The sequence below is a fragment of the Streptomyces sp. NPDC058052 genome, assembly GCF_042885515.1.
Taxonomy (GTDB): Bacteria; Actinomycetota; Actinomycetes; order Streptomycetales; family Streptomycetaceae; genus Streptomyces.
This window is the reverse complement of the sequence record NZ_JBHVRX010000005.1, coordinates 295,896-313,671: the sequence shown is the minus strand read 5'-3', so window position 1 is coordinate 313,671 and position 17,776 is coordinate 295,896. Positions and strand designations below refer to the sequence as shown.

16 protein-coding genes are annotated in these 17,776 nt (G+C 75.8%); 5 read left to right on the top strand and 11 right to left on the bottom strand.

The genetic code is table 11. The annotated features are described in order from the left end of the window. Nucleotides 1-96: 96 nt before the first annotated feature. The 3 genes from ACFVU3_RS10275 to ACFVU3_RS10265 form a co-directional block, all read right to left on the bottom strand. A complete protein-coding gene (locus tag ACFVU3_RS10275) occupies nucleotides 97-636 on the bottom strand; it encodes a DinB family protein (protein ID WP_390065343.1) in 540 nt (179 codons plus the stop codon). 71 nt (nucleotides 637-707) lie between these two features. After that, nucleotides 708-2,165 carry an aldehyde dehydrogenase family protein gene (locus tag ACFVU3_RS10270; RefSeq protein WP_390065341.1) on the bottom strand — a complete coding sequence of 486 codons (1,458 nt, stop codon included), beginning with the start codon at nucleotides 2,163-2,165 and terminating at the stop codon, nucleotides 708-710. A gap of 94 nt (nucleotides 2,166-2,259) precedes the next feature. Further along, the gene (locus tag ACFVU3_RS10265) at nucleotides 2,260-3,132 is read right to left on the bottom strand and encodes a helix-turn-helix domain-containing protein (protein WP_390065340.1); all 873 of its coding nucleotides are present in this window, start codon (nucleotides 3,130-3,132) and stop codon (nucleotides 2,260-2,262) included. A 350-nt stretch (nucleotides 3,133-3,482) separates the two neighbouring features. Here ACFVU3_RS10265 and ACFVU3_RS10260 point away from each other — a divergent pair, with 350 nt between their 5' ends. Beyond that, entirely contained in the window at nucleotides 3,483-3,986 is a 504-nt protein-coding gene (locus ACFVU3_RS10260; protein WP_390065338.1) for an ATP-binding protein, read from the top strand. 78 nt (nucleotides 3,987-4,064) lie between these two features. On the opposite strand, the gene ACFVU3_RS10255 is transcribed toward ACFVU3_RS10260, so the two are convergent. The 7 genes from ACFVU3_RS10255 to ACFVU3_RS10225 form a co-directional block, all read right to left on the bottom strand. Further along, nucleotides 4,065-4,277, bottom strand: a complete 213-nt coding sequence (locus ACFVU3_RS10255; RefSeq protein ID WP_030219358.1) for a DUF397 domain-containing protein — start codon at nucleotides 4,275-4,277, stop codon at nucleotides 4,065-4,067. Nucleotides 4,278-4,559: 282 nt separating this feature from the next. Further along, a complete protein-coding gene (gene rpmG / locus ACFVU3_RS10250) occupies nucleotides 4,560-4,724 on the bottom strand; it encodes a 50S ribosomal protein L33 (protein WP_351851482.1) in 165 nt (54 codons plus the stop codon). Between the two features lie 77 nt (nucleotides 4,725-4,801). Next, nucleotides 4,802-5,533 carry a hypothetical protein gene (locus ACFVU3_RS10245; RefSeq protein WP_390065336.1) on the bottom strand — a complete coding sequence of 244 codons (732 nt, stop codon included), beginning with the start codon at nucleotides 5,531-5,533 and terminating at the stop codon, nucleotides 4,802-4,804. Next, entirely contained in the window at nucleotides 5,530-6,093 is a 564-nt protein-coding gene (locus ACFVU3_RS10240; RefSeq protein ID WP_390065335.1) for a SigE family RNA polymerase sigma factor, read from the bottom strand. The genes ACFVU3_RS10245 and ACFVU3_RS10240 overlap by 4 nt, the downstream gene beginning before the upstream one ends. Nucleotides 6,094-6,173: 80 nt before the next feature. After that, complete coding sequence (locus tag ACFVU3_RS10235) at nucleotides 6,174-6,746, bottom strand: hypothetical protein (RefSeq protein ID WP_390065334.1); 573 nt, start codon at nucleotides 6,744-6,746, stop codon at nucleotides 6,174-6,176. 167 nt (nucleotides 6,747-6,913) lie between these two features. Beyond that, nucleotides 6,914-9,172: an FUSC family protein gene (locus ACFVU3_RS10230; RefSeq protein ID WP_390065333.1), complete on the bottom strand. Its 2,259-nt coding sequence runs from the start codon at nucleotides 9,170-9,172 to the stop codon at nucleotides 6,914-6,916. Between the two features lie 169 nt (nucleotides 9,173-9,341). Continuing rightward, nucleotides 9,342-10,493, bottom strand: coding sequence for a DUF2786 domain-containing protein (locus tag ACFVU3_RS10225; protein WP_390065332.1), 1,152 nt, complete (start codon nucleotides 10,491-10,493; stop codon nucleotides 9,342-9,344). Nucleotides 10,494-10,633: 140 nt separating this feature from the next. On the opposite strand from ACFVU3_RS10225, the gene ACFVU3_RS10220 reads away from it, so the two are divergent. Beyond that, entirely contained in the window at nucleotides 10,634-11,416 is a 783-nt protein-coding gene (locus tag ACFVU3_RS10220) for an ABC transporter ATP-binding protein (RefSeq protein WP_390065330.1), read from the top strand. After that, nucleotides 11,410-13,500, top strand: a complete 2,091-nt coding sequence (locus ACFVU3_RS10215) for an FtsX-like permease family protein (protein ID WP_390065328.1) — start codon at nucleotides 11,410-11,412, stop codon at nucleotides 13,498-13,500. The genes ACFVU3_RS10220 and ACFVU3_RS10215 overlap by 7 nt, the downstream gene beginning before the upstream one ends. Nucleotides 13,501-13,586: 86 nt before the next feature. Here ACFVU3_RS10215 and ACFVU3_RS10210 read toward each other — a convergent pair whose 3' ends face one another. Next, nucleotides 13,587-14,498, bottom strand: a complete 912-nt coding sequence (locus ACFVU3_RS10210; RefSeq protein ID WP_390065469.1) for an NADP-dependent oxidoreductase — start codon at nucleotides 14,496-14,498, stop codon at nucleotides 13,587-13,589. 175 nt (nucleotides 14,499-14,673) lie between these two features. On the opposite strand from ACFVU3_RS10210, the gene ACFVU3_RS10205 reads away from it, so the two are divergent. Continuing rightward, a complete protein-coding gene (locus tag ACFVU3_RS10205) occupies nucleotides 14,674-15,918 on the top strand; it encodes a LuxR C-terminal-related transcriptional regulator (RefSeq protein WP_390065326.1) in 1,245 nt (414 codons plus the stop codon). An 80-nt stretch (nucleotides 15,919-15,998) separates the two neighbouring features. Further along, the gene (locus ACFVU3_RS10200; protein ID WP_390065324.1) at nucleotides 15,999-17,696 is read left to right on the top strand and encodes a bifunctional 3'-5' exonuclease/DNA polymerase; all 1,698 of its coding nucleotides are present in this window, start codon (nucleotides 15,999-16,001) and stop codon (nucleotides 17,694-17,696) included. Nucleotides 17,697-17,776: the final 80 nt, after the last annotated feature.

Genomic DNA, 17,776 nt, shown 5'->3' with positions numbered 1-17,776 from the left:
GGCCCCACCGGGGATCCGCCGGGGGACCACCGGGGATCCGCCGGGCTCGACCCACCGGGATCCGCCGGGCTCGACCCCGCCCGGGGCCCGCCCGGCTCAGCCCTCGCGCTCCAGCGCGATCAGGTCGAAGGAGCCCTTGCCGTCGAGGGACTCGCGGATCACGTCCGCGTGTCCGGCGTGCCGGCCCATCTCCTGCACCAGGTGCAGGAGCATCCAGCGGACCGAGACCCGCCCCTCCGCCGGGAACCAGGGCGCCGGGGGCAGGGGGAAGGTGTCGTCCAGGCTCGGGGCCGTACGGACGAACTCCTCGGTCTCCTTGGCGACCCCGTCCCAGAAGGCGAGGACCTCCGGGATCGTCTCGCCGTCGACGAGGCGGAACGCCTCGCCCCAGGTCTCCTGGCTCCGCTGCCGCTCGTTCTCACGCTGCTGCGCGAGGCGGAGCCAGTTCAGCTCCATCTCGGCCACGTGCTTGACCAGGCCGGAGAGGCTCAGCTCGCTGACGCTGGGGCGGCTCGCGGCCTGCTCCTCGGTGAGGCCGAGGAGGGCGCGGCGGAGCGCGGCGCGCTGGACCTCCACGAAGTTGAGGAACGCGCCGCGCTCGTCGCCGGGGGCCTCCGAGGGAACAAGAGCCACCATGATGTCCGCCTTCCGTCCGTGTGTCGCTCGGGCAGGACCCACGCTACGGAGGAAAGAGGACAGGTTCGGTCCTAGAAGGGGAACTGGCTGCGGCCGTACTGGATCGAGATCCACTTCTGGGTGGTGAACGCCTCGATCATCGCGTCGCCGTTGAGCCGCCCGATGCCGGAGTGCTTCTCGCCGCCGAAGGGGACGATCGGCTCGTCGTGCACGGTGCCGTCGTTGATGTGGATCATGCCGGTGTGGATCCGCTTCGCCACCCGGACGCCCCGCTCGATGTCGCCGGTGTGGACGGCGCCGCTGAGCCCGTACGGCGTGTCGTTGGCGATCCGTACGGCCTCGTCCTCGCCGTCGAAGGGGAGGATCAGGGCGACGGGGCCGAAGATCTCCTGGGCGAGGACGGGGGCGTCGGCGGGGAGGCCGGTGAGGACGGACGGGGAGACGACGTTGCCCTCGACCGTGCCGCGCAGCAGCGCGGTGGCACCGGCCGCCACGGCCTGCTCGACGGCGCCGTCGACCGACTCGGCCTGCTGGGAGTTGATCAGCGGGCCGATGTGGGTGGCGGGGTCGGCCGGGTCGCCGACCCGCAGGGTCTTCACCTTGGCCACGAACTTCTCGGTGAACTCCGCCTCCACGCGGCGGTCGACCAGGATGCGGTTGGCGGCCATGCAGACCTGGCCCTGGTGGACGAAGCGGCTGAAGACGGCGGCGTCGACCGCGTAGTCGAGGTCGGCGTCGTCGAGGACGATCAGGGCGCTGTTGCCGCCGAGTTCGAGGACGGCGTGCTTGAAGTTCTGGGCGCAGACGGTGGCCACGTGGCGGCCGACCCTGTCGGATCCGGTGAAGGAGATGACCTTCGGGACCGGGTGGGTCAGCAGCGCGTCGCCGATCTCGGCGATGTCGGTGACGACGACGTTGAGCAGGCCGGCCGGGAGGCCCGCCTCCTCCAGGATGCTCGCGACCAGGGTGCCGCCGCAGATCGGGGTGTTCTGGTGCGGCTTGAGGACGACCGCGTTGCCGAGCGCGAGGGCGGGGGCGACCGACTTGATGGAGAGGAGGAAGGGGAAGTTGAAGGGGGAGATGACGCCGACGACGCCGACCGGGAGGCGGTAGACGCGGTTCTCCTTGCCGTCGAGCGGGGACGGCAGGATGCGGCCCTCGGGGCGCAGCGCCAGCTGGACCGCCTCGCGCAGGAACTCCTTGGCGAGGTGGAGCTCGAAGGCGGCCTTGAGGCGGGTGCCGCCGAGCTCGGCGACGATCGTGTCGGCTATCTCGTCCTCGCGGTCCTCGACGATCCGCAGGGCGCGCTCGAAGACCAGCCGGCGGGCGTAGGGGTTGGTCTCGGCCCAGGCGGCCTGCGCGCGCTCGGCGGCACGGTAGGCGCGGTCCACCTCCTCGGCGGTGGCCACGGTGATCGAGGCGAGCTTCTCCCCGGTGTACGGGTTGAAGTCGATGATGTCCCAGGAGCCGCTGCCCGGCTTCCACTCGCCGTCGATGAACTGGTGGGCCAGGTCGGTGAAGTGCGACATGGACGGAGAACCCCTCTGCCGGCTGCCGGTCGCCCGGGCGCGCGCGGGCGCCCGATCGCCGTGGCTACTGATGCGCCGTCATCGTACTGATGTCTCAGGAGAGTTGGAGGAGCCCCCGGAGAAGATCACGGCTTTCGGCCGGATCCGGACTGTCCTTCGCCAGCTTCTCCATCACGGCGCCGTACTGGGCGACCTCCTCGCGCTTGTCGAGGTAGAGGGCGCCGGTGAGCTGTTCCAGATAGACGACGTCGGAGAGGTCGGACTCCGGGAAGCTGAGCATGGTGAAGGAGCCGCTCTCGCCGGCGTGGCCGCCGAAGCTGAAGGGCATGACCTGGAGGGTGACGCCGGGGTGCTCGGAGATCTCGATGAGGTGCTTCACCTGGCCCCGCATGACGGCCCGGTCGCCGTACGGGCGGCGGAGCGACGCCTCGTCGAGGACGACGTGGAAGTGGGGGGCGCGCTCGGAGACGAGGACCTTCTGGCGTTCGAGGCGGAGGGCGACGCGGCGGTCGATCTCGGCCTGCGAGGCGCCGGGCATGCCCCGGGTGACGACCGCGTGGGCGTACTCCTCCGTCTGCAGCAGACCGTGCACGAACTGCACTTCGTAGACGCGGATGAGGGAGGCGGCGGCCTCCAGGCCGATGTAGGTCTGGAACCAGCCCGGCAGGACGTCGCCGAAGCTGTGCCACCAGCCGGCGAGGTTGGCCTCGCGGGCGAGACCCAGGAGCGCGCCGCGCTCGGTCTCCTCGGTGACGCCGTAGAGAGTGAGCAGATCCTCTATGTCCCTGGCCTTGAAGCTCACCCTTCCCAACTCCATGCGGCTGATCTTGGATTCGGAGGCGCGGATCGAGTAGCCGGCGGCCTCGCGGGTGATGCCCCTCGATTCGCGCAGGCGCCTCAGCTGGGAGCCCAGCAGGATGCGCCGGACGACGCTCCCGCCCGCTCCGTTCATTTCGCCTGCGGTCACGGCTCCAGCCTTCCCTTCACGGTGACGAGCCCCCGTCGAGCCCCGGATTCTGCCACCAAACGCTTCAGCGCGTACACATCTGGTTACGGAAGGGGAGGCAGAGGGGTGAGATCCGGACGGGGGCCGGACACGCCCGCGTCAAGAAGATTTCCACAGATTCACCACAGGCTCGGACAGGTCCGGCATCCGGCGGCCGCGTGCACGTGCATCTGCCCTTGCATCCCGTGGTCGCATTCGGAACCATGGACCCCGCGCAGCCGCGTACTCGTTCGCGTTGTCGTGTTGTCGCAATGTTTCGCACTGTTTGCACCGTTGTCGCACCACCGCCGCGATTCCCGGGAGTGCCTCGCATGGGGACGAATGGATCGACCGTGCTCGAGCCGTTACGGCAGGGTCTCCCGCCGATCGATCCCGGCGCCGTCTCCACCTCCGCCTCCTGCGCCCTGCCCGCGCGGTACGAAGCCGTGCGCGGGGCCCGGAAGTTCACCAGCGCGACGCTGGACAGCTGGAATCTCGGCGACCGCTTCGACGACGTGGCCCTCGTGGTCTCCGAGCTCGTCACCAACGCGCTGCGGCACGCCGTCCCCGACGGCGGCTGTCCCGACGACCCGCAGGCTCCGCCGGTGCGGCTGCACCTGATGCGCTGGGCGTCCCGCCTGGTGTGCGCGGTGCGCGACCCCAGCCGGGAGAGCCCGGAGGCGCGCGGCGGCGAGGAGGACTTCTCCGCCGAGTCGGGCCGGGGGCTGTTCCTGGTGGAGTCGTTCAGCGACAGCTGGGGCTGGCACCCGCTGGCCGGACGGCTCCAGGGCAAGGTGGTGTGGGCCCTCTTCCGGGTCGGCCCCGAGGAGGAGTAGGCACGAGGACCGAGAGAAGGCCCCGGCGGTGACCGCCGGGGCCTTCTCCGTGTCCGTGGTCCCCGCCGGCCCGGCGGGTCAGACGAGGTGGTCGAACTCCCCGTCCTTGACACCCAGCAGGAGCGCCTCGATCTCGGCCGGCGTGTAGACGAGCGCGGGCCCGTCCGGGTGGCGGGAGTTGCGCACGGCAACGTTTCCCCCGGGCAGTTTGGCGAACTCCACGCAGGAGCCCTGCGAGTTGCTGTGCCTGCTCTTCTGCCAGACGACGCCCCGCAGCTCCGTGGCCGCCATGCCGTTGTACGCGTGGTGCGCGTGATGCACTGGTAGCTCCCCGAGTTGCTTGGTGCAGGTGTCAACTTCCCCGGATCATAGCTTCGTTCATATGCCGATGCATGAGCAGATGCACGTGCACGAGGCGTGGCGTAGCGGCTACGCGACGCAGCGTGCGACCTGCGCCGTTCGCACCCGGGCCGCGCCCGGGAACGCCCCCGCGATCTTCCCATCCGGGTGGACGGGCGCGCGGGGGCGGTGGTTCCCTGCGGGCTCCCGGCGCGGGCCGGGGGACCGCTCCGGTCAGCGCTCCTCTCGGAAGTCGACGTGCCGGCCGGCCACCGGGTCGAACTTGCGGAGGGTGAGCCGGTCGGGGTCGTTGCGGCGGTTCTTGCGGGTGACGTAGGTGAACCCGGTTCCGGCGGTGGACCTGAGCTTGAGGACCGGGCGTATCTCGTTGCGTGCCATGCGGCCGAGGGTAAAAGAAAACGGATCCCATTTCCACTATGATCTCCGCTCCTCGCACGGACTGATATCTCCGCAGGTCAGACGGGTGGCTGCTCCGCCAGGAGACGGCCCGCGCCGTCGTACAGGCGGGCGCCGACGGGGGTCTCGTCGGGGGCGACGGCGTACCAGACGCCCCAGCCGGGACCGCCCGGGAGCTGGAGGAGCCGCGCGGGCGTGGTGCGGCCGCGGGCGTCCACGAGCTCGACCCGGCCGGCGTCCCGGGTGCCGTAGTAGAGGCCGGAGTGGAAGGTGCCCTCGCCCTGGTGGCTGAGGTCGGGGCGGCTCAGGTCGATGTTGCCGTCGGTGACGCTGCGGAACTGCTCCAGCCCGTCCGCCCCGCCCTTCCAGTGCTTGCCCCGCTCCGTGAGCCACACCGTCCACCCCGGCGCGGCCGCCACCCGCTCCCCCGCCGCGACGGTCCGCACCGGGGCCGGGACCCGCGGCTCGCCGGCCGAGGTCCGGGAGACCCGGGGCACCGGCGGGGCGGAGGAGCCGGTCGCGGTCACGGCGGGCGGGGCGGCGAGCCCCGCGGCGGGGTGCGGGTCGCCGGCCAGGGCCGTGCCGGCGGCGACGGCGGCCGAGACGCCGAGGACGGCGAGGACGGAGAGGGCGACGGTACGGCGCCTGCGGCGCGCGCGGCCCGCCCGGACGACCGCCGCGACGGGCGCGGGCCCCGGGGTCACGTCGTGGGCGGCGCGGGCGAACTCGGCGCGGAGCAGGTCGTCCCACGCCTCGGCGGCGTCGGGCCCGGCGTCGGGTGCGGGGGTCATGGGCGGGCTCCGTAGGGGGTGCGGAGGGGCGGGCCGGGCAGCGGCGGGGCGCCGGCGGCGAGCCGGGGGTGGGCCCGCAGGGCGGCGAGACCGCGCCGGGCGTGGGTCTTCACCGTGCCGACGGAGCACTGGAGGACGTCGGCGATCTCCTGTTCCGTCAGATCGTCCCAGTAGCGCAGCACCATCACAGTGCGCTGACGGACGCTCAGATCGGCTAACGCCTCCAGGAGCACGGCCCGTTCCTCGACGTGCTCGGCGTGGCCGGCGTCCCGGTGCCGGGAGGGTTCCGGCAGCACCGGCACGAGCAGATGGGCGACCCGGCGGCGGCGCAGACGGCTGAGGTTGTTGTTGACGAGGGCGCGGCGCACATAGAGGTCGATCGCGTCGCGCGGGACCTTGCGCCAGCGGCCGTACACCTTGGCCAGGGTCGTCTGCACCAGGTCCTCGGCCTCGTGGAAGTCGCCGGTGAGCAGCTGGGCCGTGCGGACGAGCCGGGGCCACGCGGCGGTGGCGAAGTCGGCGAAGTCGGCGTCGGGCTCGGGAACCGGTGGGTGGGTCACGGTGGCGGACCTCGCGATCGGAAGGTGGTGCGGCGGGGCCCGCCCCGTGCCGGGCCCCGCCGAGCGTGAGGGACGGCCCGTCAGAAGTCCATGGCGGGCAGCTCGACGAGGAGCCGGCCGTCCCGGGCGTAGAAGGCGACGGAGACGTCGCGGTCGGAGGGCGCGGTGTGGGCGTACCAGACGCCCCAGCCCGGCCGGCCGGGCAGCTGGAGCAGGGTCGCGCGGGTGACGCGGCCTTCGGCGTCGGTCACCTCGACCCGGCCGGGGGCCTGCGGGCCGCCGTAGACGCCCGAGTGGAAGGTGCCCTCGCCCTGGTGGCTGAGGGCGGGCCGGGTGAGGTCGAGGTTGCCGTCGACGACGCTGCGGAACTGCTCGAAGCCGTCCGGGCCCGTCCAGTGCTTGCCCTGGCGGGTGAGCCAGATCGTGTAGCCGCCGCCGGCGTCGACGCGCTCGCCGGAGCGGACGGTCCGCACCGCGGCCGAGGGGGCGGCGGCGTCGGGGGAGAGGGAGGAGAGGGAGGAGAGGGACGCGGTGGGGGTGGTGAGGGAGGGGGCGGTGGGGGCGGGTGCGGCGGCGGTGGCCGGGGCGGCGAGGACGGCGGCGGCCACCGCGGCGGTGACGGCGGCGCCCGCGGCGAGCAGGTACTTCTTCATGGGATCGCTCCTGGTTCCGTACGGTCTTCCACCCTTCTCAACTCCGCCCGGACCGGCCCTGGATGACACCGCGGCGCAAGATTTCCGGGAAACGGGGAAACGGGGAAACGGGGGAAACGGGGAAACCGGGGAATCCGGCCGACGGGGCAGCGGGCGGCGGGCGGGGCTCAGGCGTCGGCGAGGGCGGCCGCGAGCTCGTCCAGGGCGGCCAGGAGCAGCCGCGCCGCCTTCCGCAGCAGCGGGTCGGCGACCTCCGTGTCCCAGGCGGCGACGGTCTCGCGGAGGTCGTCCCAGGCGGGGACCTTGCGTTCGCGGACCGCCTTCGCGCCGCGCTCGGTCGCCTTGCGCAGCGCCTCGGCGAGGCCGGCCGCGGCGGGCAGCGGCGGGGCGCCGTGCTCGGGGAGGTGGGCCTCCAGGAGCATCGCGGCCCGCCCGAACTCGGCGAGCGCGTGGCCCGCGCCCTCGGCCGCCGCGTGCGAAAGGCCGCGGTGCCGCACCGGCTCGTGCCCGGCCCGCCCCACCGCGTCGTGCCAGGCCACGCGGGCGGCGCGGGCGGAGAGCAGCGCCTCGCGCACGTCGGGGCTGCCGGGTCCCGCGGGGTCGGCGTACCGGGCGGCGACGGCCGCCGCGTACCGCCCGGAGGCGGTGAGCCAGTCGGCGAGCCGGCCGCGCAGCCGGGGCGTCTCCCAAGCCGGGTAGAGGGCGTAGCCGAGCATCGCGAGGAGGCCGCCGAGGAGCGTGAGCAGGACCCGGTCGCGGACGGTCTGGGTCACCCCGGAGCCCTCCATGCCGAGGAGGAAGACGACGTACGCGGCGACGCAGACCTGGCTGACGGCGTACCCCGTCTTCATCAGCAGGTACATGCCGAAGGCGCAGAGGACGGCGAGACCGGCCGAGAGGTACGTCCCCGGGTGCGCGGTCTGCACCACGGCGGTGGCGAGCGCGACGCCGACGAGCGTGCCGCCGAAGCGGGCCACCGAGCGGGCGTACGTCTGCGAGAAGTCCGGGCGCATCACCATCACGGACGCCATCGGCGCCCAGTACCCGTGTCCGAAGGGCAGCACCAGGCCGAGCAGATAGCCGGCCGCGGTGACCCCGGAGACCCGCAGCGCGTGCCGCAGGATCGCCGACCCCGGCCGCACCTCGGCCCGCATCCTCGCGAGGACGAGCGGCGCGAGACGGAGGAGGGTGGGCCGGGTGCGCGCGGCGAGGAGGGGATCACGCCCCTCGCCGCCCGGCTGGCCGAGCCCCGCGTCCGCGCGGGGCCCGCCCGGTGTGGTCCCCGCGCCCGGTGTGCCCGAGGCCGGCGTGCCCGAGGCCGGCGTGCCCGAGGCCGGCGTGCCCGGAATCGGCCCCGCACCAGGCGTGCCCGGGGTCGGCCCCGTGCGGTCCTCCCCCGTGCGGTCCTCCCCCGTGCGGTCCTCCTCAGGGTCGGTCTCCGTGCGGGGGTCCGCCGTCTCGACGACGTCGCCGAGGAGGGCGATCAGGCGGAGGGCGGTGCGGTGGGCGCGGTCGGTGAGGATCGTGCCGGTGTCGGGGGTGCGGAGGGCGGCGACGGCGGGCGCGGGCAGCCGGACCGGCTCGCCGTGCCGGATGGCGTGCGCGGCGGCGTCGAGGACCTCGCCCGCCGCGGCGAGCAGCTCGCGGACCCGGTCGCGCTGCGGGCCCTCGGCCGGGGCGCCGACGGCGGGGTCCGCGAGCGAGGCGAGCACGGGCCGGATCCGCTCGGCGAGCCGCCGGGGTCCGTGCAGTTCGGCGGGCCGGCGGCGGGCCTGCCGGGGGGTGACCGCGGCGGCGCTGCGGGCGGTCATGAGCGGGACCGGGTCGAAGGGCGCGACCGGGTCGTGGCGCAGCCGGCGGGCGTAGTCCGCCTCCGCGGCGAGCGCGTCCGCGAGGGCGTCGCGCTGGGCGCCCCAGGGCCGGACCGGGAGCAGCACGACGAGCGCGGCCTGGACGACCCCGCCCGCGAAGATCATGACGGCGTGCCCGGCGGCGGTCGCGACGGAGGTGGGCAGGGTGATCGTGACCAGCATGATCGCCACGTTGGAGGAGGCGATGATGCCGGCCGTGGGTCCGGCAGCCCAGGCGAGCCCGGAGAGGAAGGTCCAGGACACCAGGAGGGCGAGGAAGAGCACCGTGTGGGAGCCGGTCAGATAGCCCAGGAAGGTGGAGACGGCGAGGCTGCCGCCGGAGGCGAGGGCGAGGGTCGGCCGGGGCCGCCAGGACCGCTGGAAGGTCGCGATGGCGGCCTGGAACGCGCCGAACGCCGACGACGCGGCGACGGCGGGCCCGAAGACGGCCAGCGAGAAACCGACGACCAGCGCGAGTCCGAGGGCGCCCCGGGCGGCGACGACGGGGGCGAGCCGCCGCCGCTCCACGGTGAGGCCGGAGCGGGCGGTCTCCCTCAGCGCCCGGAGCCAGCTCATGGACCGAGCGTAGCGACGATCACCCCGTAACCCGACATTTCACCCCGGAGGCGCGAGCCCGGCACGGTCCCCGGCGGAGGCGCCGCGCGCCGGGCCACGGTCCGGCGGAGGCGCGAGCCCTGCGGCATCCCCCGGAGTCGCGAGCCCGGCGGGATCCGAAAGAGACGGCCTAGCCCTGTCCGCGCCGGTCGAGGCGGGCGCGGTCCGGGGTGAGGGTGGCGGTCTCGGCGGCGGTGGCGCCGTGGTTCCAGCCGTCCTCGTCCCACATGGCGCGGACCCGGGTGGCCCGCGTCTCCGGGAAGAGCTCGTCCGTGCGGGCGGTCACCGCGACCTCGCGGGAGGCCAGGACCGGAAGGAGGGTCGGGGCCTCGGCGGCCACCCGCCGGGAGGTCGCCTCCAGGCGGGCGCCGAGCCGGTTCGCGTACGCGAGCAGGAAGGACTGCCGGAAGGACTTGGTGCGCTTGCGGCCGCCCCTGCGCTGCTCGGCCTCCGCACGGGTCATCGCCGCCGTCCCCTGCACGAGGAGCGAGGTGTACAGCAGCTCGACCGGGTCGAGGTCGGCCTCGAAGCCGACCACCGTCGAGAAGCCGTACGGCTCGTTCCACACCGCCCGGCAGTGGTTCGCGGTCGCCACCGCGTCGAGCAGGATCGCCTTCGCCTGCTCGTACGGCGGCTCCACGCCGATCCGGATGGCGCCCGGCGTCTGCGGCGACGGGGCACCGGCCGCGAGCCCCGCCTCGTCGAGGCTGTGCCGGGCCATCAGCTCCTGCGCCTTCGCGGTCAGCGCCTCGGCTTCCTCCGGGTAGCCGGTGGCCTCCGCCTTGGCGAGCAGCGCCCGGATCCGGGTGAGCATCCGGGGCTCGCCGGCCGCCGCCGGCGGCAGCGTGTCGCCCGGTACGGGACCGACCGCGTCGAGCCGGGGCAGCCGGACCAGCAGCCGGTACAGCTCCAGGGCGGCCGTCGCGGAGGAGAAGCGGTCCGCCGGCGGGCCGCCGGTCCCGTCGTCCAGTGCGTCGAGCTGCTCCCGCCAGCGCCGGGGCAGCGTCGCGTACCGGGCCGTCTCGGCCCGCACCAGCCCGCCGAGCAGCCGCAGGTGCTCCTCCGCCAGCTCGCGGCGGACCGTGCGCGCGAGGTCGGCGGGCTGCCAGCCGCGCTCCCACAGCGTCCGTACGAACTCCTCGCCGCGCCGCGCGAGACCGGCGTCGGCGCCCGGGTCGGCGGCGAGCAGGGAGGCCGCCGTGTCGAGGGAGCGGTCGTCGCGGGTGTGCAGCGACTCCCGCAGCGCCCGCTCGACGGTGGACTCCCGTGCCTCCTCCTGCATGACTGTGACCGTGCCCTTCCGTACCTCGCGTCGTCGACCTCCTCCGATGGTCTCAGCCCGGCGGGGGTAGGTCTGGCCCTACCTCGGGACGCCCGGCAGACGGCGTGACCGGGACCCCGGCGGAACGGTTCGCTGGAGCCATGACCAGCACCCTTCCTTCCTCCGCCCCCGCCCCCGCCGTGCGGCTCCGGGGGCTCGTCCGGCGGCACGGGGACGTCCGGGCCCTCGACGGCGTGGACCTCGACGTCGCCGCCGGGACCTTCACCGCCGTCATGGGCCCCTCCGGCTCCGGGAAGTCCACCCTGCTGCGCTGCGCCGCCGGGCTCGACCGCCCGGACGAGGGCGTCGTCGAGGTGGCGGGCACAGCCCTGGAGGGGATGAGCGAGCGGCGGCTCACGCTGCTGCGGCGGGACCGGATCGGCTTCGTCTTCCAGTCCTTCAACCTGATGCCGACGCTGACCGCCGCACAGAACGTGGCCCTGCCGCTGCGGCTCGCCGGCCGCCGTCCCGCCCGCGGCGAGGTCCGGGCGGCGCTCGCCCGGGTCGGGCTCGCCGGGCGCGAGCGGCACCGGCCCGCCGAGCTCTCCGGAGGCCAGTGCCAGCGGGTCGCCATCGCCCGGGCGCTGATCGCCCGCCCCGCCGTGCTCTTCGGCGACGAGCCGACCGGCGCGCTCGACTCCACGACCGGCGCGGAGGTGATGGACATGCTGCGGTCCCTCGTGGACGAGGAGGGCCGGACGCTGGTCATGGTGACCCACGACCCGCTCGCCGCGGCCCGCGCGGACCGGGTCGTCCTCCTGGTCGACGGCCGCGTGGCGGACGAGATCGCCGCGCCCTCGGCGGACGGCGTCGCGGCCCGGCTCGCGGAGCTGCGCCCGGCGGGGGCGGCCGCCGGGGCGCGGACCGGGGGTGCGGCGTGCTGAGCGTCGTGGTGAACGGGCTGCGGGCCCGGTGGGCGTCCTTCCTGGGCGGGTTCCTCGCCCTCATGCTCGGCGCCGGGCTGCTGACGGCGACCGGACTCGGCCTCGCCGCCGCCCTGGACCCGCCGCCCCGCGCCCCCGAACGGTTCGCCTCCTCCCCGGTCGTCGTCCTCGGCCAGGACCGGCTCACCGTGGAGGTCCGGCGCGGCCCCGGGACCGCCCTCGTCTCCCGGCCGCTCGACCGTCCACAGCCTGTGGACACCGCCGCGCTGCGCGAACTCCGCGCCCGGTGGACCCTCACCGAGAACCCGGCGGGCGTCCGGCACCCCGACGCCGTCGGGCTCGACGCCCCCGCCGAGCGGGTCCGGGAGCTCGTCGGCGACCGGGCGCAGGTGCTCACCGGCGCCGAACGCCGCCGCGCCGACCCCGGCCACGAGCGGGACGGCCACGAACTCACCGGCCTCGACGCCCTCCTCGGCACCGCCGGCGGCGTCGCCGCCTTCGTCTCGGTCTTCGTCGTCGCCTCCGTCTTCGCCTTCTCCGTGGCCCTGCGCCGCCGCGAGTTCGGGCTGCTCCGCACCGCCGGGGCCACCCCCGGCCAGATCCGCCGGCTGCTGCTCGCCGAGGCGACGGTGCTCGGCGTGACCGCGTCCGCCGCGGGCTGCGCGCTCGGCGGCCTGGCCGCGCCGCCGATGGCGCGGGCCCTGGTGGCCCGGGGGCTGGCCCCCGGCTGGTTCGCGGACGCCGCCGGCGGGAGCGCCGGATGGCCGTACCACCTCGCCTTCTGGACGGGGCTCGGCGTCGCCCTCGCCGGAGCGGCCGCCGCCGCCCACCGCGCCGGGCGGACCGGCCCGACGGACGCGCTGCGCGAGGCCGACGTCGACCGGGACGTGCTGCCGCCCGGCCGGGCGCTGCTCGGCGCCGGACTGCTCGCGGCCGGACTCGGACTGCTGGCCTGGACGTACGCCACCGAGCCCGAGGCGCTGCTCAAACGGAAGACGTACACCACCCTGCCGATGCTGCTCACCGGCGGCGCGGCCCTCCTCGCCCCGCTGCTCGTACGGCCGGTGGCCCGGCTCCTCCCCGTCCCCCGCGGCGGGGCGATCGGGCTCCTCGTCCGGGAGAACGGCGCGGCCGCCGTGCGCCGCACCGCCGCCGTCGCCGCGCCCGTCCTGGTGACCGTGGCGCTGGCCGGGACGCTCTTCGGCGCCTCGGAGAGCGTGACGCGCGCGAAGGAGACGGAGGCGCGGGAGCGGACGGCCGCCGCCCACGTGGTCGAGGGACGGGGGCTGGAGCTCCCGGCGCGGACGCCCGGCACGGTCGTCGCCGCCTCCGGGCCGACCTCCCTCTTCGTACGGGACGGGGCCGAGGCGGTCGTGAAGTACGGGGCCCGGGCCGTCGCCGACCCGGCCGCCTTCGCGGCGCTCGCCCGGCTCCCCGTCGTCGCCGGCGACCTGCGCGACCTCGACGACCGGTCGATCGTCGTCAACGAGGACTTCGAGCGGCGGCGGGTCGGCGAGCACCTGGAGGTGTGGCGGGCCGACGGCAGCGGTCCGGTACGGCTCCGGATCGCGGCCGTCCTGGCCCGCGGCACCGGCGACAACGGCCCGTACGTCACCCGCGCCCAGGCACCCGGCGCGCCGCTCGACCGCCTGGAGTCCGACCGGCCCCTGGCGGCGGCCGGCGACCCCTCCGCCGCGCCGGCCGTGAACCGGGCCGCCAGGACCGGCCTGCGCCTGATCCTCGTCCTGGTCCTCCTCTACACGGTGATCGCCCTGGCGAGCACGCTGCTCATGGCCACGTCGGTCCGCGGCGGGGAACTGGCCTCGCTGCGGCTGGCCGGCGCCACCCGCGCCCAGGCCCTCGGGGCGGTGACCGGCGAGGCGCTCCTCGCCGTCGGCATCGGCACGGTCCTCGGGCTCGGCGTGACCGCCGTCGTCCTCGGCGCCCTCGGCGCGGGCCTCGCCGCGCTCTCCGCGCCGGTCGTCCTGGCCCTGCCGTGGGCGCAGACGGGGGCGGCCGCGGGGGTCTGCGCCGTCGTCGCCGTCGCCGCGTCGGCCCTCCCCGCGTGGCGGCTCGCGCGCTGAGCGGCGAGGCTGGGACACGGGCGGTGGCCGGGGTCGGAGCCGGGCCACCGCCCCACCCCCGCCCCTGCGCCCGAGCCGGAAGCCGGCTACGGGGTCAGGACCAGCTTGCCCCGGACGTGGCCCGTCTCGCTCAGCTCCTGGGCCCGGGCCGCCTCCTTGAGGGGGAGGGTGTCGGCGCGGCGCAGCCGCAGGGTGCCGGCCAGAACCCCCTCGGCCTGCGCCGTCAGCCAGGCCCGTACCCGGTCGAAGTCCTGCTCGGGGACGCTGTAGGGGATCCCGTACGCCGCCGCGTCCGTGGAGGCGATCGTCGCGATCCGCTCCTTCGGCGCCAGCTCGATCGCGACCGGCAGCACGCCGTGCCCGGCGGCGTCGAAGACCGCGTCGACGCCCCGGGGGGCGGCGGCCCTCACCCGGTCGGCGAGACCGTCGCCGTACGCGACCGGGATCGCGCCGAGTCCGCGCAGATGGGCGTGGTTGGGCGCGGAGGCCGAGCCGACGACCGTGACGCCGGCGGCGACCGCGAGCTGCGTGGCGAGCGTGCCGACGATCCCGGCCGCGCCGTGCAGGAAGAGCGTCTCGCCCTCCCGTACGCCGATCTCCGCCAGGACCCGCGCCGCGGTCTCGCCCGCGACCGGGAGGGCGACCGCGTCCTCCCAGGAGAGGGCGGCCGGCTTCGGCAGGAGCCGGCTCCCGAGGGCGTACTGGGCGTAGGCGCCGCTCGTCGTCCAGCCGAACACCTCGTCGCCGACGGCGAGTCCGGTGACACCGTCGCCGACCGCGTCGACCGTTCCGGCGACCTCGATGCCCGGCACGGCGGGGAAGGCCGTGGGGTAGAAGTCCTCCAGCAGGCCCCGGCGCACCTTCCAGTCCATCGGGTTGACCCCGGCCGCCGCGACCCGCAGCCGGACCTCGCCGGGGCCCGGCTCGGGGACCTCGGCGCCGGTCACGTGCCGCAGCACCTCGGGGCCGCCGAACTCGTCGAACACGATCGCTTCCATCGTCGCCATGTCGCCCTCCGCAGCTGTGCGTCCGCCTCCCGGGACCGGGTGCGTCCGTCTCTCGACACGCTCAAGCCTGCGCCCCGGGCCCCCGCTCCCCCGCCCGCCGTCCGGCCGGTCCCACCTGTCCGGAAGACCAGCCGCCCAAGCCCGTCCGCCACCTAGGCTGGCCGTCATGGACCCGCTCACGCTGACCACCGTGCACGAGATCCTCAGCCGGCCGCTCGACGGCGTTCTCGCGCAGCTCTCCGCCGCGCTCGCCCCGGTCGTGCCGCACACCGGCGCGGCCGAACTCTCCACGCACTGCGCGCACTCGCCGTTCAAGACCACCGGCGAGGCCGCCGGCTCCACCACCGCGGAGCTGGTGCCGCTGCTCGCCGCAGGGGTGCCGGGCGAGCCCTGGCAGGGGACGGCGCGGATCGGCGGCCGGCCGCGCACGGTCCTGGCGGTGACCAGCGGCGCCACCGCCCGCCACTCGCTGCTCGTGCTGGTGCGGGAGGACGGATCCGCCCCGGCCGAAGCTCCCGCGGCGGCCCTGGCGCAGGCGCTGTGGGACGTGGTGACCAGCCACCTCGACCGGTTCGCGGTCGAGGCCATGCCGGGGGCGCTGGCCCGCTCCCGTACCGCCGCCGACACCCGCGCCCGGGTCGGCGCCGAACTGACCACCGCTCATGCCGCCGCTCTCTCCGGGCTGTTGTCGGTGCTCCGCAGCGGCACCCTGGACGACACGGCCGCGCGGGCGGCCGCGACGGAGCTCGCCGCGGACGCGCTCCTGGAGGCGCGGGCGGCGCGGCGGCAGGACCGGGCGATCGCGGAGGAGCCGGCCGGCGACGCCTTCGCCCGGCTGGCCGACCAGCTGCGGCCGATGCTGCGGCACAGCCCGGTCCGGCTCGAACTGGGCCCGCCGGACGACACCCGGTCGCTCGCCGCCGACGTGGCGCACGGCGCCCGGGCCATCGTCCGGGCGCTGCTCCTGATCGTCCTGGAGCAGGAGGGCCTGAACCGGGTCCACGTCGGCTGGCAGCTGACCAAGGACGAGCTGCGGGCGGCCGTCCGCGACGACGGCCCGGGGGTCATCGGGGCCTGCGAGACGGGGGCGGGGACCGTCCGGGACCGGCTGGACGTGCTGGGCGGGCGGCTGGAGATCGAGTCGGTGCCGCACTGGGGCACCACGATGACGGCCGTCCTGCCGCTGGCCGCCCCGGACGCCCCGGCCGGGCCCGCGCACCCGCTGGCGACCCTGGGCGACCGGGAGATCGAGGTCCTGCGGCACCTGGCCCTCGGCCACCGCAACCGCCGGATCGCCGAGGCGCTGCACATCAGCGAGTCCACGGTGAAGTTCCACGTGGCGAACATCCTCGGCAAGCTCGGCGTCGCCTCCCGCGGCGAGGCGGCGGCCCTCTTCCACGCGGCGGCGTAGGCCGCCTCCGGACCCTGCCGGGCGCGCGTCCGGGATGTCGTGATCCGCCGCTGTCAGTGGGGGATGCCAGACTCGCACCCATGAGCGAGAGGTGGGCGCTGGCCCCGGAGCCGGAGGGGGAGGGCGTGGCCCTCGTCCCCCTCGGGCCGGAGGGCCTGCCCGCCGGGGAGGTGCGCCGCGAGCCGGACCTGGCCGCGGCCGTCCGGGCCCGGCCGGAGGTGGCGCGCTGGGTGTGGCGGTCGACGGCCGAGGTGTATCCGCGGCTGCTCGCCGCCGGTGTCCGGGTCGAGCGGTGCTACGACGTGGAGGACGCCGAGCAGCTGCTCCTCGGCCACGAGGGCCGGCTCGGCGAGCCCCGTTCGGCGGCCGCCGCGTGGGCCCGGATGCGGAACGAGCCGGTGCCCCCGGACCCGCCGCAGCGCACCGCCGAGCCCGGTCCGCAGGACTCCCTCTTCGAACCGAGACCCGTGGCCTCCGTCCCCTTCGAGGGCCTGCTCGCGGTCTACGCGGAGCAGCAGCGCCGCCACGACCGGGCCGGGCATCCGGGCCGGATGCGGCTGCTGACCGCCGCCGAGTCGGCCGGGATGCTGGTGGCCGCCGAGATGCACCGGGCCGGGCTGCCGTGGCGGGCCGACGTGCACCGGGAGCTGCTGCACGAGCTGCTGGGCGAGCGGTACGCGGGCGGGGGCGAGCCGCGCCGCCTCGCCGAGCTCGCGGACGAGGTGTCGGCCGCCTTCGGGCGCCGGGTCCGGCCGGATCTGCCGGCGGACGTGGTGCGGGCCTTCGCCCAGGCCGGCATCCGGCTGCGGTCCACCCGCCGCTGGGAGCTGGAGGAGATCGACCACCCGGCGGTGGCTCCGCTCATCGCCTACAAGAAGCTGTACCGGATCTGGACGGCGCACGGCTGGTCCTGGCTGGCGGACTGGGTGCGGGACGGCCGGTTCCGGCCGGAGTACCTGCCGGGCGGCACGGTCAGCGGCCGCTGGACGACCAACGGCGGCGGGGCGCTCCAGATCCCGAAGGTGATCCGGCGCGCGGTCGTCGCCGACGAGGGCTGGCGTCTCGTGGTGGCGGACGCCGACCAGATGGAGCCGCGGGTGCTGGCCGCGATCTCCCGCGATCCGGGCCTGATGGACGTCGCCGGGCACCCGGACGACCTCTACACCCGGCTGTCCGACCGGGCGTTCTCCGGCGACCGCGACCACGCGAAGCTCGCCCTGCTGGGCGCGATCTACGGCCAGACCAGCGGTGACGGCCTGAAGAACCTGGCGGCGCTGCGGCGCCGTTTCCCGCGCGCGGTCGCCTATGTGGACGAGGCGGCGAGGGCCGGCGAGGAGGGCCGGCTCGTCCGCACCTGGCTCGGCCGGACCAGCCCCAGGGCGGTCGGCGCGGGCGACGACGGCGAGGCGGGGCTCCCCCAGGAGGGTCCCGAGCAGGTCGCCGCGGAGGAGGGCTTCACCCCCGGCTACGCCTCCGGCAACGCCCGGGCGCGGGGCCGTTTCACCCGCAACTTCGTCGTCCAGGGCAGTGCCGCCGACTGGGCGCTGCTGATGCTGGCGGCGCTGCGGCGCACCCTGTCGGCCGGCGGGATGCGGGCCGAGCTGGTCTTCTTCCAGCACGACGAGGTGATCGTGCACTGCCCGGCGGAGGAGGCCGGGGCGGTGACGGAGGCGATCCGGGCGGCCGGGGACGAGGCGGGCCGGATCGCGTTCGGGGCGACACCGGTGCGCTTCCCGTTCACGACGGCGACGGTGGAGCGGTACGCGGACGCCAAGTAGCCTCCACGCACCGCTCGTTCCCCCGTCGGGCGGCCCGTTTCCCCCGTCGGGCCGCTCGCTTCCCCCGTCGGACCGGCCGT

What these genes read in the sequence shown, in the direction of transcription:
- ACFVU3_RS10235 (WP_390065334.1), bottom strand. Translation starts at nt 6,746, where the DNA reads ATGAAGAAGTACCTGCTCGCCGCGGGCGCCGCCGTCACCGCCGCGGTG.
- ACFVU3_RS10260 (WP_390065338.1), top strand. Translation starts at nt 3,483, where the DNA reads ATGGGGACGAATGGATCGACCGTGCTCGAGCCGTTACGGCAGGGTCTC.
- rpmG (WP_351851482.1), bottom strand. Translation starts at nt 4,724, where the DNA reads ATGGCACGCAACGAGATACGCCCGGTCCTCAAGCTCAGGTCCACCGCC.
- ACFVU3_RS10200 (WP_390065324.1), top strand. Translation starts at nt 15,999, where the DNA reads ATGAGCGAGAGGTGGGCGCTGGCCCCGGAGCCGGAGGGGGAGGGCGTG.
- ACFVU3_RS10270 (WP_390065341.1), bottom strand. Translation starts at nt 2,165, where the DNA reads ATGTCGCACTTCACCGACCTGGCCCACCAGTTCATCGACGGCGAGTGG.
- ACFVU3_RS10275 (WP_390065343.1), bottom strand. Translation starts at nt 636, where the DNA reads ATGGTGGCTCTTGTTCCCTCGGAGGCCCCCGGCGACGAGCGCGGCGCG.
- ACFVU3_RS10205 (WP_390065326.1), top strand. Translation starts at nt 14,674, where the DNA reads ATGGACCCGCTCACGCTGACCACCGTGCACGAGATCCTCAGCCGGCCG.
- ACFVU3_RS10230 (WP_390065333.1), bottom strand. Translation starts at nt 9,172, where the DNA reads ATGAGCTGGCTCCGGGCGCTGAGGGAGACCGCCCGCTCCGGCCTCACC.
- ACFVU3_RS10225 (WP_390065332.1), bottom strand. Translation starts at nt 10,493, where the DNA reads ATGCAGGAGGAGGCACGGGAGTCCACCGTCGAGCGGGCGCTGCGGGAG.
- ACFVU3_RS10255 (WP_030219358.1), bottom strand. Translation starts at nt 4,277, where the DNA reads ATGGCGGCCACGGAGCTGCGGGGCGTCGTCTGGCAGAAGAGCAGGCAC.
- ACFVU3_RS10210 (WP_390065469.1), bottom strand. Translation starts at nt 14,498, where the DNA reads ATGGAAGCGATCGTGTTCGACGAGTTCGGCGGCCCCGAGGTGCTGCGG.
- ACFVU3_RS10245 (WP_390065336.1), bottom strand. Translation starts at nt 5,533, where the DNA reads ATGACCCCCGCACCCGACGCCGGGCCCGACGCCGCCGAGGCGTGGGAC.
- ACFVU3_RS10220 (WP_390065330.1), top strand. Translation starts at nt 10,634, where the DNA reads ATGACCAGCACCCTTCCTTCCTCCGCCCCCGCCCCCGCCGTGCGGCTC.